This window comes from Bacteroides sp. AM41-16, from assembly GCF_003603495.1.
In the GTDB taxonomy this organism is placed as follows: domain Bacteria; phylum Bacteroidota; class Bacteroidia; order Bacteroidales; family Bacteroidaceae; genus Bacteroides; species Bacteroides uniformis.
The window spans coordinates 77,455-91,357 of sequence record NZ_QTNE01000011.1; the positions used below are offsets into that span (position 1 = coordinate 77,455).

Here is a 13,903-nt window from a genome sequence, read left to right on the forward strand (position 1 = left end):
TATGAAATGGCTTAGAATTGTGTTTGTTGCCACATCAATAATTCTTTCATTATTAATTATATACGCAATTATTAATTGTGAAATTAGTTATAAATATGAGATTGAAAATCGATGTGGGGATAAGATTGATATCTTATGGGTTGAGGAGTGGCTAAAAGAAACGATTAAAGTGTGGAAGTTTTTTCTATGCTATGTAATCATTAATATCTTTTATTTAGTAGCTTCTCTTGTCAATAGCCGTAAATCTTCAAAAGAAAAATGCAGTTTATCATAAACAAACGCAGTCTCTTTTGTATTGATAATTAGGCCGTCTTGCCTTGATATGAATTGACTATTTTTATCGTTATCCTAACATCAGATATCCCATATCTTGCATGTTAGGATATTTTTTTGTCATATAACAGTCATACCATTTCTAATGTTGTAACTATCCTCCGTGCCGGGCTACACCCTTTTTTGCAGATGGCTATACCATCGCATAGAAAGGGTGTAGCCATCCGGAGTAAAAGGTGTAGCCTCGTGAAATGTGTCCTACGAATGCTTTTGGCGGGGATAATAGCGGCTTGCATAGAATCTGTGTTCCTTTGTCCGCGTCTTGTTTTTATACTGCTTCATCCGAAGAAGAAAAGGAAGCGCAAGAATCTACGGTGGCAGATAACATTACCCCGACAGTATAACATATCATATCCGACCATAAAAATCCATGCCCGAAGACCAATGCTCCGAGCGTGGTGTTTCGTATGGCATTCGCCCAATCGACCTGGTATAATTGGCTGATTTCTATGCAATAAGAAAACAGTAAGGAGATTGCGGTCACTTTGAGTATGGATGCCGAAGGGAAGAGAAAGCGTAATCCCCAATAAACCATAGCTGCCCAAAGTGTATCGCCAATATACTCTGCAATAAATTTAGGCAATGCATTGCCATACTTCCGGGAAGCAAGTCCTGCCAATATGATGACGAAAGTGACGGTTAAGTAAATCCAACGTTTGTATTTCACATCATGATGTTTTAGGTCCATTGCAAATTTATGGAAAATTGACAGATATGAGTGAGAAGGAAGAGCTTTTTCGTATTTTTTCCTATCGAACGGTCTGTGTAAGGCTATAAACAGAAAAGCAAATGAAGGGCAATACTATGACACGTATATGGCCAAAAATAACTATTGGTACAGCATGCATGAACTGAGCCGCATGGACGATGAAACAGGCGACCCCTTGCCGGGTGACCGGAGACTTGCACCTATTCCCGTCGGATTTACCGTTCGGAGCGGTGGCACCCAATGGCTGTTCGAGAACAGCGTCCGCACCACAAATCCGGAAGAACTTTGGAAATAAGACTCTCTTGTTTCAAATCTCCCCGAAATCATGTACCTTTGTGGCGATACCTAAAAAAGGGTGTGGCAAGATGATGAACAAGATAAATTCCGTATGCGTATATTGTGCTTCGAGCACAAAGATAGATTCCGTTTATTTCGATGCAGCCCGTGAGCTGGGCGCTTTGCTGGGGCAGCGGCAAATTCGCCTGATTAATGGTGCGGGAAATATGGGACTGATGTCCGCTGTGTCCGATGCGGCACTCCGGGCAGGGGGAGAGGTGACGGGCGTCATTCCCCGCTTCATGGTGGAGCAGGGATGGCATCACACCGGACTTACCCAACTCGTGGAAGTGGAAAGCATGCACGAACGGAAAAAGACAATGGCCGACTTGAGCAATGCCATCATTGCCCTGCCCGGTGGTTGCGGCACCCTGGAAGAACTGCTGGAAATCATCACTTGGAAGCAACTCGGACTGTATCTGAACCCGATTGTGATACTGAATGTCAAGAACTATTTCGACCCTCTGCTCGATATGCTCCGGCAGGCGGTGGACGAAAACTTCATGCGTACGCAGCACGGTGCCATCTGGCATGTGGCGCAGACACCGCAGGAAGCCGTGGAACTGATATATACCACTCCCTTGTGGGACGCCTCCATCCGTAAATTCGCTGCAATATGATAGGGCTGTTGATGGCTTGGGCAGTAGTGGGGACGGAGGGGATTCCTATTCCATATTCTCCGAGAATGGACGATGGCATCACCGTGGTCCTTTTGTGCTGTTTCTTTCTGTCGGCCTATGTCTTGTCACGCAGCCGCAAGTTCCTGCTGCAACTGGTGAAGGATTTCCTGCTTCATCGCGAACGTACCAGCATATTTGCCACTTCCACAGCCGCCGATATGCGCTATTTGCTGCTGCTCATCCTGCAGACCTGCATCCTAGCAGGCGTCTGTATCTTCAACTACTTCAATGATATACAGCCGGAACTGGTACGTCATGTGTCGCCGGGGCTTCTGCTGGGGATTTACATCGGTGTGTGTCTCTTCTATTTGTGCTTGAAGTGGATGCTCTACTCTTTTCTGGGTTGGATTTTTTTTGACGAAAGTGTTACAACGCTATGGCTTGAGTCCTATTCTACGCTACTTTATTACTTGGGATTCGCCCTTTTCCCGTTTGCCCTGTTCGTAGTCTATTTTGATTTGAGTTTGCAGCTGACGATAATAATCGGATTGATTTTAGCCTTTTTTGCTAAAATATTGATGTTATACAAGTGGTTAAAGCTTTTTTGTAACAATTTATATGGCGGTTTGCTTTTAATTGTGTACTTTTGTGCCCTTGAAATCATGCCTTGTTTTGTGTTATATCAAGGTGTGATGCAGCTAAACAGTTATTTGATAATAAAATTTTAGGACGTTGAAAATTAAGAAAGTACTTGTGTCGCAGCCGAAACCGGCATCAGAGAAATCTCCTTACTACGACATCGCCGAGAAGTATGGTGTGAAAATAGATTTTCGCCCATTTATCAAAGTGGAGAGCCTTTCAGCGAAAGAGTTCAGACAACAGAAAATTTCGGTCTTGGATCATACTGCCGTTATTTTTACTTCGCGTCATGCTATTGATCATTTCTTCCACTTGTGTACAGAATTGCGTGTGACAATTCCCGAAACAATGAAGTATTTCTGCGTGACGGAGGCCGTTGCTCTGTATATCCAAAAGTATGTGCAGTATCGTAAGCGTAAGATTTTCTTCGGAAACACCGGGAAGATTGACGATTTGATACCTTCCATTGTTAAGCATAAGACTGAAAAGTACTTGGTACCAATGTCGGATGTACACAATGATGACGTGAAGAATCTGCTGGATAAGAATAAGATTCAGCACACGGAAGCTGTCATGTACCGTACTGTCAGCAATGACTTTGCTGCAGATGAGGCTTTTGATTATGACATGCTGGTGTTCTTCAGTCCGGCAGGCATCAGTGCCTTGAAGAAGAATTTCCCTGATTTTGACCAGAAGGAAATCAAGATCGGAACATTCGGCTCTACCACTGCCCAGGCAGTCCGTGATGCCGGGCTTCGTCTTGACCTGGAAGCTCCCAGCGTGCAGGCACCCTCAATGACGGCGGCGCTTGACATGTTTATCAAGGAAAATAATAAAGGAAAGTAAAAAGAGTTATGAGTTATAAGTTATGAGTGATTTGCTTATAGCTTGTAGGCATAACAATGGATTTATAAAATTGAGCTACAAGTGGTTGTGCTTTTATGTCGCCAGGTACTTGTAGCTCGTTTTTGTATCGCCCCATAACTTATCACTCATAACTCATCACTCATAACTTATAACTCATCACCCCATGCCAAATACCTTGCGTAAGTCCGAACGGTTGGACAAGAAGAAAGTGATAGAGAAGATGTTTGCGGGCGGCTCACGCTCGTTTTCGGTTTTCCCTTTGCGTGTGGTGTATCTGCCGGTGGAGGAGCTGGAGGCACCCGTTTCCATTCTTGTAAGTGTTTCGAAACGCCGTTTCAAGCGGGCGGTGAAGCGCAACCGCGTGAAACGCCAGATACGTGAAGCCTACCGCATGAACAAACACGGACTGCTGGCCGTGCTGACGGAAAAAAAGTGCCGTCTGGCCGTGGCCTTCATCTATCTTTCGGACCAGTTGGTAGACTCTTCTGTCATTGAGGACCGTATGAAGACAGCTTTGGCACGCATTGCCGAGAAGGTAGCGGCAAATGCTGAAACCGAGCAAACTCCGCAGGTGTCATGAAGCGTCTGCTTTCATATCTGCTGCTGCTTCCCATCTATTTCTATCAGAAGTGCATATCGCCCATGATAGGGCCTTCATGCCGTTTTACCCCCACTTGTTCGCAATATGCGGTGGAGGCCATCAAGAAACACGGACCTTTCAAGGGGTTTTGTCTGGCAGTCAGGCGCATTCTGCGCTGCCATCCCTGGGGAGGTTCCGGATATGATCCCGTTCCATGAATATTCCAGTTGACATACATACACACCGGCTTCCGCAAGTACCCGGAACTGCCATTGCAAATTGCTATCCCGAAACGTTCTCTCCACAGAGCGGCGGATGGTATTCGGTGGGGATACATCCCTGGCATATAGGTCGGAGTGGAGGTGAACACTCAGGAGTTGAAGGTGCTGTGGCTAGCAGGGTGTGCGGCCTGGAGGAGTTAGTGCGCCATCCCCAAGTACTTGCCGTGGGCGAAGCCGGGCTGGACAAGCTGGCAGATGCTCCGATGGATTTGCAGGTGGAAGTGTTCAGGTGCCAGGCATGTTTGGCAGAGGAAGTGGGAAAGCCGCTGGTGATTCATCTGGTGAAGGCGGTTGATGAACTGCTGAAGGTGAAGCGGGACTTGCGCCCGTCGAATCCGTGGATAATACATGGTTTCCGTGGCAAGGCGGCGCTGGCGGAGGAATATCTGAAACATGGCTTTTACCTTTCATTCGGGGAGAAATACCAGGAAGCAGCCTTGTGCCGGGTACCTGCCGACCGGCTGTTCATCGAAACGGATGAAAGCGAAGTTTCCATCGGGGAATTGTATGCACGCGCTGCCGAAGTGCGCGGCATCTCTCCCGAGGAGCTTGGAGAAACACTCCGGAGAAATGTCTGCAAAGTCTTTTTTAAACCCTAAGAGTTGTTTCTTCGAATAAAGAGTCGTATTTTTGCGCAGATTAAAATAGGAATCAAACAATTCATAGATAATCACTTAAATAATTAATCAGATAACTTAATCATTCGATGAATTTTGTAGAAGAATTAAGATGGCGTGGCATGCTCCACGATATGATGCCGGGTACGGAAGAACTTCTGGCTAAGGAACAAGTGACTGCATACATTGGTTTCGACCCTACTGCGGACTCTTTGCACATCGGGCACCTTTGCAGTGTGATGATTTTGCGTCACTTCCAGCGTTGCGGACACAAGCCGTTGGCACTGATTGGCGGTGCTACGGGTATGATTGGTGACCCTTCCGGAAAGTCTGCCGAACGCAATCTGCTTACGGAAGAGACGTTGCAGCGCAACCTGGCCGGTATGAAGGCCCAGCTCTCCAAGTTCCTGGATTTTGATTCGGATGCCCCCAACCGTGCCGAGTTGGTGAACAACTACGATTGGATGAAGAACTTCACTTTCCTCGATTTTGCCCGTGAAGTGGGTAAGCACATCACCGTGAACTATATGATGGCGAAAGATTCTGTAAAGAAGCGTCTGAACGGTGAGGCACGTGACGGTCTTTCCTTCACGGAATTCACCTACCAGCTGTTGCAGGGGTACGACTTCCTTCATCTGTATGAAACCAAAGGCTGCAAGCTCCAGATGGGTGGCAGCGACCAGTGGGGTAACATCACCACCGGTGCCGAACTGATTCGCCGTACGAACGGTGGGGAGGTATTTGCACTGACCAGCCCGCTGATTACGAAGGCCGACGGTGGCAAGTTCGGCAAGACAGAGTCCGGAAACATCTGGCTCGACCCGCGCTACACTTCTCCATATAAGTTCTACCAGTTCTGGCTGAACGTGAGCGACGAGGATGCCAAACGCTACATAAAGATATTCACTGCACTGTCCAAGGAGGAGATTGACGCTCTGACGGCCGAGCACGAGGCTGCTCCCCATTTGCGCGTCCTTCAGAAGTGCCTGGCCAAGGAAGTGACTATCATGGTTCATTCCGAAGAGGACTATAACGCTGCTGTGGATGCATCCAACATCTTGTTTGGCAATGCAACTTCTGATGCACTGAAGAAGTTGGACGAAAATACGCTGCTGGCTGTGTTCGAGGGTGTTCCCCAGTTCGAAATATCCCGTGATGCACTGGCTGCCGGTGTGAAGGCGGTGGATTTGTTCGTGGATAATGCTGCTGTATTCGCTTCCAAGGGCGAGATGCGTAAGCTGGTGCAAGGCGGTGGCGTTTCTCTGAATAAGGAGAAACTGGCTGCTTTCGACCAGGTGATTACGACAGCCGACCTGCTGGACGAAAAATACCTGCTGGTACAGCGCGGCAAGAAGAATTACTATCTGATTATCGCCAAATAGCGGTATCCTAAAGAGAAGTAATTAAGGAAATAATGCTTCGGCAGTAAAAATAGCCCCGAAATATTTGGATATTTCGGGGCTTCCTTTTATCTTTGCACCGCTTTTTAACAGAAAGCCCTATGTTTGGACTATGGTGTAATGGTAGCACAACAGGTTTTGGTTCTGTTTGTCCAGGTTCGAATCCTGGTAGTCCAACTACGATACAGCTAATTGCAGCTAAAAACCCACTAAAATCGCAAGTTTTAGTGGTTTTTTTTGTTATTCTTTCCCCCTCTTGTTGGCACTATAGGTATAGATTTTTTCTTTTTACGAATCTTTGAACGATATTGCTATATAATTGACACAAATTTATACGGTTTCTCCATTTTCTTTTGTTACATTTGCATCGTGTACGCAAACGATGTGTATTTGATGGCTGAAGTTATAACCTATTAAATGTAGTGCAATCATGAAAACGAACTATGAAATTCGCTATGCTGAGCATCCCGATGATGTGAAAAGCTACGATACGAAAAGCATTCGCTGCGATTTCCTTATAGGGAAGGCATTCTCCCAAAATAAAGTTTCCATTGAGTATAAACTACTTGCAAATCGTACATAAATAGAATATCACTTATTTAAACTTAATAATTTAACGTTATGAATCCGTATTTGAATTTTTCTTTGGAAGGTAAAGTAGCCCTTGTTACAGGTGCTTCTTATGGTATCGGTTTTGCTATCGCTTCAGCTTTTGCAGAGCAAGGAGCAACTATCTGTTTCAACGATATCAACCAGGAGTTGGTAGACAAAGGCTTGGCTGCCTATACTGAAAAGGGTATCAAGGCACGCGGTTATGTATGTGATGTGACAGATGAACCTGCTGTTCAGGCCATGGTAGCCCAGATTGAAAAGGAAGTAGGCTCTGTTGATATCCTCGTAAACAATGCCGGCATCATCCGCCGTGTTCCTATGCACGAGATGGAGGCTGCTGACTTCCGTCGTGTAATCGATATCGACCTCAATGCTCCGTTCATCGTATCAAAGGCTGTTCTGCCTGCCATGATGAAGAAGGGCCACGGTAAAATTATCAATATCTGCTCTATGATGTCCGAACTGGGGCGTGAGACTGTGTCGGCCTATGCCGCTGCCAAGGGTGGCTTGAAGATGCTGACTCGCAACATCTGCTCTGAATATGGTGAATATAACATCCAATGTAACGGTATCGGTCCGGGTTACATCGCTACCCCGCAGACTGCTCCGCTGCGTGAAAAGCAGGCCGACGGTAGCCGTCACCCGTTCGACTCGTTCATCTGCGCCAAGACTCCGGCAGGCCGCTGGCTGGCTCCGGAAGAACTTACCGGTCCGGCAGTGTTCCTGGCATCGGAAGCCTCTAATGCGGTAAACGGTCACATCCTCTATGTAGACGGAGGTATCTTGGCTTATATCGGAAAGCAACCGAAATAAATTTAAGGATAATTGAGAAGGTGATAAAGTGGCAGGATAATGTCACTTGTCACCTTTTTCTTTTGGGCGCGGATTACGCGGATTTCGCGGAAAGGATAAGGAAAATCCGTATAATCCGCGCCTAAAAGAAAGTTATACAACTGATTAGGAAAAAGCAATGATTATATGAGAAACTTTCTTTTATTATGTATGGCGGCCCTCTGCTGTCTTGCTTGCAACGATAGCAAGATAGTGACTGTTACGGTAACCAATCCGTTAGCGATGGACCGTTCCGATGAGATGGTAGAGGTGTCCATGACCGAAATCTCAAACCTTCTGAATCTGGCAGACACCGCACAGATTGTGGTTCTGAATGTCGAAGGGGAGCAGGTGCCTTACCAAGTGACCTACGATGACAAATTAATCTTCCCTGCGACGGTAGCTGCCAATGCATCGGCTGCATATACCGTCCAGGCCGGTACTCCCGTCGATGTGGAGGTAAGGGCTTGTGGGCGGCAGTATCCCGAACGTCTGGACGACATGGCCTGGGAGAACGACTTGGTAGGCTTCCGTGCCTACGGTCCTGCATTGCAGGCAAGGGGTGAACGCGGTTTCGGCTACGACTTGTTCACGAAGCGAGGCACTGCTGCACCGGTACTGGAAGACATGTATGCCAAGGAACTGGATGCAGACTCCTGGAAGCAGGTTAATGAATTGCGCAAGACAGACCCGAAGGCAGCCGATGAGCTGGTACGCACATTCTCCTATCATATAGACCACGGTTATGGCATGGACTGCTATGCAGTAGGCCCAACATTGGGAGCCGGAGTGTCTGCATTGATGGTGAATGATACCATTATCTATCCGTGGTGCTACAAGACGCAGGAGGTGCTGGACAACGGTCCGTTGCGCTTCACGGTGAAGCTGGAGTTCAATCCGTTGGCTGTGAAAGGGGATACTGCGGTGGTGGAAACGCGTCTGATTACGCTGGATGCCGGTTCTCATCTGAACCGTACTGCCGTTTCGTATAGCAATCTAAAGGAATCTTTGCCCATTGTTACCGGTATTGTGCTGCACGAACCGGACGGTGCTGTGGTGGCTGATGCCGCCGGTGGCTATATGACGTATGTAGACCCCACTACCGGACCGGATAATGGCAAGATATTTATGGGGGCCGCTTTCCCTGCCGTTGTGAAGGAAGCCAAAACCGTGCTTTTCCCCATAGAGGAGAAGAAGATGCGTAACAATGCGGACGGTCATGTACTGGTTGTCAGCGACTATGAGCCGGGCGCTGACTACGTGTATTACTGGGGCTTTGCCTGGGACCGCGCGGACATCAAGACTGCTGAAGCCTGGAACCGATACATGGCTGATTTTGCACAGAAGGTGCGCAATCCGATGACGGTGAGTATCCGCTAAGTTGATTTTCTTCCTTTTCAGACGGAGAAGCTTGAGAAGCTGGAGGCTTGTAACTGTCCGGGCGAATGACAAGTGTTCTCAGAATAAGCTCTTCCCCTTGTAGACAAGTTCTGCAACGTTTTTGGCCTCCAGTTTTTCCATCAGGCGCTTCCGGTAAGTCTGTATTGTATTGATGCTGAGAAATAGTAATTGGGATATTTCAGAAGTGCTCAGTCCTTGCGAGAGATAGGCGAGCACTTCTTTTTCACGTCTCGACAATTCGGGAAGTGCATGTGGTAGGGTGTTTTGTTTTTCCTTGTCCAGTTCGCTGAAAACATTGCTGAAGTATCTGGTTCCGTTTTTCAGTGTACTGATGGCGTCTCTCAATTCGCTGGTGCTGGCATTTTTTGAAACAGCTCCGTTGATGTTTAGGGTGGATAATTTGGCTATGATCCAAGGTTCTTCATGCATGGTATAGATTAAAATGCCGCATTTGGGTATCTGGCTGTGAAGGTGGGATATGAGTTGGAATCCATTCATATCCGGTAGTTCAAGGTCAATGATGCAAAGGTCGAATCTCTCTTTGAGGGTCAGTTGTTCCACGTCTTTTGCACAAGTGGCTCCTTTGCACGTCACTCCTTCGAGTTGCGAGGCCAATGCGATGATGCCTTCAGCAACAATCGGGTGGTCATCTATTACCAGTATTCTGTATGTTTCTTTGTTTGGTTTCATTCGTTTATGTTAAGCAGTAGGGTGAAAACGTTGTTTTCTGTTGACGAGCATACATTGGCGGTAGCGTTGATGGCTCTGATACGGTCGTTTACGGTGCGCAATCCTATGCCGTCATTGTTGTTTGTTGCTGTTTGTTGCTTGTTTGCATTCTTACCGTTGTCTGTAATTTGCAGGGTATATTTATTTTCATTGTCGGCACGGAGACTGATGACTATATGACTGGCTGAGGCATGTTTCACGATGTTCATGGTGAGCTCTTGTACGATGCGGTACAGCTCATAAGCGGTTTCATTGGGAAGATGGCGTGATGCGTTGTTCTCCGTTGGATGATAGCTGACCTCTATGCCGGTGTTCTCGGTCAGTTTGGCAGCATAACGGTCGAGTATCTGGTCTAGACTGAGATGCTCGAATTCGGGAGGCATCAGTTCGTGTGAGATATTCCGCACGTTGTTTCTCAGTTTGCTGACGAGTGAGGCCAGTTCCTGCTCATTCCCTTTGCTGGCAGAAGTTTCTATCTTCATTTGCAGCCCCAGCAGGTCGTTGGCTATGCCGTCATGCAGTTCCTTGGCAAAATATTTGCATTCCTCTTCCAACCCTTCAATGTAACGGCGTGCCGAGTTCAGTTCGTTTTCTTGCTTTAGCAGTTCAATCTTCTTTTCGGCTATTCGTTTCTTGTGGCGGAGCGTCAACAAAGTAATGAGAGCAAGACCGGACAGAAGGGCTACAGCAATGGAGGCTTTTAGCAGGAAGGCTTGGTGTTCCAGTTGTTCTTGTTGCAGGTGGGCTATCTCCAATTCCTTTTCTTGTGTGTGATATTTCACGTTGAATTCTGCCATTTGTTGCGTCAGATTGTGCTGTGCCAGCGTATCAGTCCACATGCGGGCACTATCCATATAGGTGTAGGCCAGTTTGGGGTTTCCCAAGGCATCGTAGCATCGTGCCATTTGTGTAAATAATGTTTTGGGCTCGGTACCGGTTTTCCGGTTACGCAGCCAGTGGAAGTCCTTCAAGGCGCGGGCATAGTTTTTGCGGTTTGTTTCGGTGGCTGCCCTCGATTGTATGAATCCTATGGCAGCGATGGAGTTGGATGGTACCCGTTGTAGTAGTTTGTTCCCCAATTTCAAGTAGTGGTCTATGGAATCGGGTTGTTCTTTTCGTTCAAAGAGTCTCAGCATGCCGGGCAGGCAGCGTATCTTCCATAAGTCTTCGTTTCCCTCTCCGTGGCAGGCAATGTTCCAGGCTTTGCGGTTGGATTTTTCAGCATCATCCAGCTTGTTCAGCTCAGCCTTTATGGTTGCCCTGATTTGCCAGGTGGTGAAAGCTACGAATGGGTCTTCGGTTCTGGCGGCATGTTCGGTGGCCATGTCGGTATACTTTTCAGCTTCGTCCAGCTGCCTGATATTGAAGTATAGGATGGACACATTGTTGCAGATGTGGGCTATCCAGCTTTCGTCCCCATATTGCAAGGCACTGTCCAGTGCTTTATTGTAATAGTAGAGTGTAGAGTCATTCATTTGGTGCTGACGGTAGAGGAGGCCCAAATCGTTGTATACGCTGATGTGCTTTTCCAAATCATCTATCTGCGGCAGGTAGGGGAGCACATTTTTTTTCATGGCAAAGGCTTCTTCTGTCTTTCCCACATAGATCAGTAGTGTGGCTTGTTCGTTCAGCAAGATGGGATACATGAAGGAGTGCTTTACGTTCCGGGTGGCAAAGGCGCTGTCGAAGCTACGTTGCGCTTCATCGTAGTGTCCTTCTTCCATGAGATTGGCTGCCCGGTTGTAGAAGTGTGCCAACAGAGTGTCTGTTGGTATTTCTCCGGCGTGAAGCAGGATAGTGGTTAAAGAAAAGAGGAGTGATAATAGCTTAGTATGGCGTACCCTCATATCGGTATATTTTAGTGGAATTCAATCTGTGCTTAGTTGTTGCAAATATACGTCTTATTCATTTTGCTTTTTATTGGAGATGCTGAATTTTTTCTGTATGTGGCTGAAAAATCACCTTTTTCAGTGACAAGGAGTGAAAGGAAAAGTTTATTACTTTGCAAAAAATATTAAGCTTTGTCTGGGAATGATAAATGGCCAAAAGTATCTGTCCGGGTTTGAATGGCAGAGTCTTGTTGTCGTGAGATACGGACGGCATTCCTTATACTTTTGTTATTATGGATTTTCCTTAGAGGGATGGGGATAAAACAAGATTTGTAACTTATGAAAATGTTTAAAATGATGGCTGCCTCCATGTTGGGTGTGGCGTTGTGCTTGGGATTCACTGCTTGCAGTGACGATGACGAAAATGAGAATGGTGAGGGTGGCGAAAACACCGCCACTGTGGTCAATCCTTCGCAAGTGTTTACGGGAGGGCTTCCGAAGTCGGTTTCGGGCATGGCGATTTCTCACAATGAAGAAGGGCTGGTGACGAACATTACAACTGAGGATGGGGATAAAGCCGTCTTTGAGTACTTTCCCGCTACTACAAAGGCAGATGTTGCAAAGGACCGAGCAAGAATCACCGTGACGGATGAAGAGGGCGATGTTACAGAACTGAACTTGCAGCTCAACAGCGATGGTTATGTGGAATTTTGCAACTCAATAGACCACGCTGGTACTCCCGATGCCGATGAGTTTACTTGGGAGATGGAATACGACACTGAAGGCCATCTGGTTGTAATGAAACGCTCTGAAAGCGATGGTGAAATAACGAACATCACCTATAAGGATGGAGATGTGGTGAAGACTTCCACACGTTATGTAGCTAGTGGGGATCTCAATGGTGACGGAATTATCGACAGCAATGACGAGTGGGAGTATAGTGCTGCCATAGACTATACGACGGATAATATAACAGCTCCTATCGAGAATAAGGGCTGCCTGATGTTGTTTGATGAAATACTGGATGTGGATATGGACGAGATGATATATGCCTATTATGGAGGCATGCTTGGTAAGGCTACGAAACATCTGCCGCTTGTAGGGCATTATACATACAATGGCGAGGACTCTGTGTCCGATATGTATTTTACATGGACATTGAATTCCGACAGTTATCCTACGGAACTGGTTGTAAAAGACCAGTGGGATGAATACAGATGTACATTTACTTGGTAATTATAAAACATCTGTTTATTCTTGTGGAACAGGACATGAGCCTATAAAATGTAAGGGGTTGCCTTTTGCCGAGACAACCCCTTCTTATTTTATGTGGAATTTATTGTGACAGCAGATGTTGGTAACTTTCTGCTGTTTCAAGTTTATAATACTTTGAATTCATATCCCTCTTCCTTCAGGAAGTCAATGGCGCGCGGCAATGCGTACTGCAGGTTTCCGTTGCACCAGGATTTCAAGGAATCGTGGAAGGTGATGATGGAGCCGTTGCGGGCGTAGCGCATCACGTTGGCTAGCACTTGCGGACCGCGCAGCTTCTTGCTGTAGTCGCGGGTCACGAGGTCCCACATCACAATCTTGTAGGTTCGTTTCAGCGTGAGATACTGGTTGGCGAACATATGGCCGTGGGGAGGGCGGAACAAGAGAGGGTAGAGAACCTTCTCCACATTGCAATTGATGTCCCCACCCATTTCCATGAAAATCTTCGCCTGTTCGGTATTTCCCAGATAATTCTTGGCCGTGTATTCAAATCCACGGATATGGTTGAAGGTGTGGTTACCGATGCGGTGCCCACGCTCAACGACCATCCGGAATTCGTCCGGATGCTTCCGTATGTTGTCACCTACCATGAAGAAGGTGGCTTTGATGTTGTGCTTATCCAGCAGGTCGAGCACCCAGGGAGTTACTTCGGGGATAGGGCCATCGTCGAAAGTCAGATAAACGGCTTTTTCATTGGGGTCCATCCTCCAGACTGCACCGGGATATAGTTTGCGAAAAAACTCAGGAGGTTGTTCTATAAACACGTGATTAAGGATTAAGGGATTAGGGATTTTAAGGATTAGGGGTTAAGGATTAGGGGTTAATGATTAGTGATGAACTGCACAGG

The 13,903-nt window shown here is 46.9% G+C and carries 16 protein-coding genes, 1 tRNA gene and 1 pseudogene; 14 read left to right on the forward strand and 4 right to left on the reverse strand.

Annotated elements, in window-relative coordinates:
* The first annotated feature begins 1 nt into the window (after position 1).
* Positions 2 to 274: a hypothetical protein gene (locus DW896_RS11580; protein WP_009037544.1), complete on the forward strand. Its 273-nt coding sequence runs from the start codon at positions 2 to 4 to the stop codon at positions 272 to 274.
* A 327-nt stretch (positions 275 to 601) separates the two neighbouring features.
* On the opposite strand, the gene DW896_RS11585 is transcribed toward DW896_RS11580, so the two are convergent.
* Positions 602 to 1,000 carry a DUF2809 domain-containing protein gene (locus DW896_RS11585; protein WP_009037545.1) on the reverse strand — a complete coding sequence of 133 codons (399 nt, stop codon included), beginning with the start codon at positions 998 to 1,000 and terminating at the stop codon, positions 602 to 604.
* A 148-nt stretch (positions 1,001 to 1,148) separates the two neighbouring features.
* Between DW896_RS11585 and DW896_RS11590 the strand changes: the two genes are divergently transcribed.
* The 12 genes and pseudogenes from DW896_RS11590 (at position 1,149) to DW896_RS11645 (ending at position 9,205) form a co-directional block, all read left to right on the forward strand.
* On the forward strand, positions 1,149 to 1,337 hold the full coding sequence (locus tag DW896_RS11590) for a hypothetical protein (RefSeq protein WP_009037546.1): 189 nt from the start codon (positions 1,149 to 1,151) through the stop codon (positions 1,335 to 1,337).
* A 70-nt stretch (positions 1,338 to 1,407) separates the two neighbouring features.
* Positions 1,408 to 1,998, forward strand: coding sequence for a TIGR00730 family Rossman fold protein (locus DW896_RS11595; protein ID WP_009037547.1), 591 nt, complete (start codon positions 1,408 to 1,410; stop codon positions 1,996 to 1,998).
* Positions 1,995 to 2,726 (forward strand): DUF4271 domain-containing protein, encoded by a 732-nt coding sequence (locus DW896_RS11600; RefSeq protein WP_009037548.1) that lies wholly within the window; start codon positions 1,995 to 1,997, stop codon positions 2,724 to 2,726. The genes DW896_RS11595 and DW896_RS11600 overlap by 4 nt, the downstream gene beginning before the upstream one ends.
* A gap of 4 nt (positions 2,727 to 2,730) precedes the next feature.
* Entirely contained in the window at positions 2,731 to 3,483 is a 753-nt protein-coding gene (locus DW896_RS11605) for a uroporphyrinogen-III synthase (protein WP_005834069.1), read from the forward strand.
* Between the two features lie 184 nt (positions 3,484 to 3,667).
* Positions 3,668 to 4,084: a ribonuclease P protein component gene (gene rnpA / locus DW896_RS11610; protein WP_009037549.1), complete on the forward strand. Its 417-nt coding sequence runs from the start codon at positions 3,668 to 3,670 to the stop codon at positions 4,082 to 4,084.
* Positions 4,081 to 4,302: a membrane protein insertion efficiency factor YidD gene (gene yidD / locus DW896_RS11615; RefSeq protein WP_005831056.1), complete on the forward strand. Its 222-nt coding sequence runs from the start codon at positions 4,081 to 4,083 to the stop codon at positions 4,300 to 4,302. The genes rnpA and yidD overlap by 4 nt, the downstream gene beginning before the upstream one ends.
* Positions 4,299 to 4,964, forward strand: coding sequence for a TatD family hydrolase (locus tag DW896_RS11620; RefSeq protein WP_009037550.1), 666 nt, complete (start codon positions 4,299 to 4,301; stop codon positions 4,962 to 4,964). The genes yidD and DW896_RS11620 overlap by 4 nt, the downstream gene beginning before the upstream one ends.
* A 107-nt stretch (positions 4,965 to 5,071) precedes the next feature.
* Entirely contained in the window at positions 5,072 to 6,364 is a 1,293-nt protein-coding gene (tyrS, locus tag DW896_RS11625; protein WP_009037551.1) for a tyrosine--tRNA ligase, read from the forward strand.
* A gap of 124 nt (positions 6,365 to 6,488) precedes the next feature.
* Positions 6,489 to 6,559 (forward strand) — tRNA-Gln (locus DW896_RS11630).
* A 253-nt stretch (positions 6,560 to 6,812) separates the two neighbouring features.
* A pseudogene (locus DW896_RS11635) lies at positions 6,813 to 6,947 on the forward strand (5-keto-4-deoxyuronate isomerase); the annotation flags it as partial.
* A 56-nt stretch (positions 6,948 to 7,003) separates the two neighbouring features.
* On the forward strand, positions 7,004 to 7,807 hold the full coding sequence (locus DW896_RS11640) for a gluconate 5-dehydrogenase (protein ID WP_005831048.1): 804 nt from the start codon (positions 7,004 to 7,006) through the stop codon (positions 7,805 to 7,807).
* A 165-nt stretch (positions 7,808 to 7,972) separates the two neighbouring features.
* Positions 7,973 to 9,205 carry a DUF4861 domain-containing protein gene (locus tag DW896_RS11645; protein ID WP_005838041.1) on the forward strand — a complete coding sequence of 411 codons (1,233 nt, stop codon included), beginning with the start codon at positions 7,973 to 7,975 and terminating at the stop codon, positions 9,203 to 9,205.
* Between the two features lie 78 nt (positions 9,206 to 9,283).
* Here the strand turns inward: DW896_RS11645 and DW896_RS11650 are convergent, their stop codons facing one another.
* Together DW896_RS11650 and DW896_RS11655 are read right to left on the reverse strand one after the other, a co-directional pair.
* The gene (locus DW896_RS11650; RefSeq protein WP_009037552.1) at positions 9,284 to 9,916 is read right to left on the reverse strand and encodes a response regulator transcription factor; all 633 of its coding nucleotides are present in this window, start codon (positions 9,914 to 9,916) and stop codon (positions 9,284 to 9,286) included.
* Positions 9,913 to 11,802: an ATP-binding protein gene (locus DW896_RS11655; RefSeq protein ID WP_005831040.1), complete on the reverse strand. Its 1,890-nt coding sequence runs from the start codon at positions 11,800 to 11,802 to the stop codon at positions 9,913 to 9,915. Before DW896_RS11655 ends, DW896_RS11650 begins: the two co-directional genes overlap by 4 nt.
* 321 nt (positions 11,803 to 12,123) lie before the next feature.
* On the opposite strand from DW896_RS11655, the gene DW896_RS11665 reads away from it, so the two are divergent.
* On the forward strand, positions 12,124 to 13,020 hold the full coding sequence (locus DW896_RS11665) for a DUF4595 domain-containing protein (protein ID WP_005831035.1): 897 nt from the start codon (positions 12,124 to 12,126) through the stop codon (positions 13,018 to 13,020).
* 143 nt (positions 13,021 to 13,163) lie between these two features.
* Here the strand turns inward: DW896_RS11665 and DW896_RS11670 are convergent, their stop codons facing one another.
* A complete protein-coding gene (locus tag DW896_RS11670; protein WP_005831030.1) occupies positions 13,164 to 13,820 on the reverse strand; it encodes a polysaccharide deacetylase family protein in 657 nt (218 codons plus the stop codon).
* Between the last annotated feature and the right edge of the window lie 83 nt (positions 13,821 to 13,903).

Excerpts from the sequence above, each read along its gene's own strand:
- DW896_RS11640 (WP_005831048.1), top strand. The coding sequence starts at position 7,004 with ATGAATCCGTATTTGAATTTTTCTTTGGAAGGTAAAGTAGCCCTTGTT.
- DW896_RS11620 (WP_009037550.1), top strand. The coding sequence starts at position 4,299 with ATGAATATTCCAGTTGACATACATACACACCGGCTTCCGCAAGTACCC.
- DW896_RS11650 (WP_009037552.1), bottom strand. The coding sequence starts at position 9,916 with ATGAAACCAAACAAAGAAACATACAGAATACTGGTAATAGATGACCAC.
- DW896_RS11645 (WP_005838041.1), top strand. The coding sequence starts at position 7,973 with ATGAGAAACTTTCTTTTATTATGTATGGCGGCCCTCTGCTGTCTTGCT.
- tyrS (WP_009037551.1), top strand. The coding sequence starts at position 5,072 with ATGAATTTTGTAGAAGAATTAAGATGGCGTGGCATGCTCCACGATATG.
- rnpA (WP_009037549.1), top strand. The coding sequence starts at position 3,668 with ATGCCAAATACCTTGCGTAAGTCCGAACGGTTGGACAAGAAGAAAGTG.
- yidD (WP_005831056.1), top strand. The coding sequence starts at position 4,081 with ATGAAGCGTCTGCTTTCATATCTGCTGCTGCTTCCCATCTATTTCTAT.
- DW896_RS11595 (WP_009037547.1), top strand. The coding sequence starts at position 1,408 with ATGATGAACAAGATAAATTCCGTATGCGTATATTGTGCTTCGAGCACA.
- DW896_RS11580 (WP_009037544.1), top strand. The coding sequence starts at position 2 with ATGAAATGGCTTAGAATTGTGTTTGTTGCCACATCAATAATTCTTTCA.
- DW896_RS11590 (WP_009037546.1), top strand. The coding sequence starts at position 1,149 with ATGGCCAAAAATAACTATTGGTACAGCATGCATGAACTGAGCCGCATG.
- DW896_RS11665 (WP_005831035.1), top strand. The coding sequence starts at position 12,124 with ATGAAAATGTTTAAAATGATGGCTGCCTCCATGTTGGGTGTGGCGTTG.
- DW896_RS11655 (WP_005831040.1), bottom strand. The coding sequence starts at position 11,802 with ATGAGGGTACGCCATACTAAGCTATTATCACTCCTCTTTTCTTTAACC.
- DW896_RS11600 (WP_009037548.1), top strand. The coding sequence starts at position 1,995 with ATGATAGGGCTGTTGATGGCTTGGGCAGTAGTGGGGACGGAGGGGATT.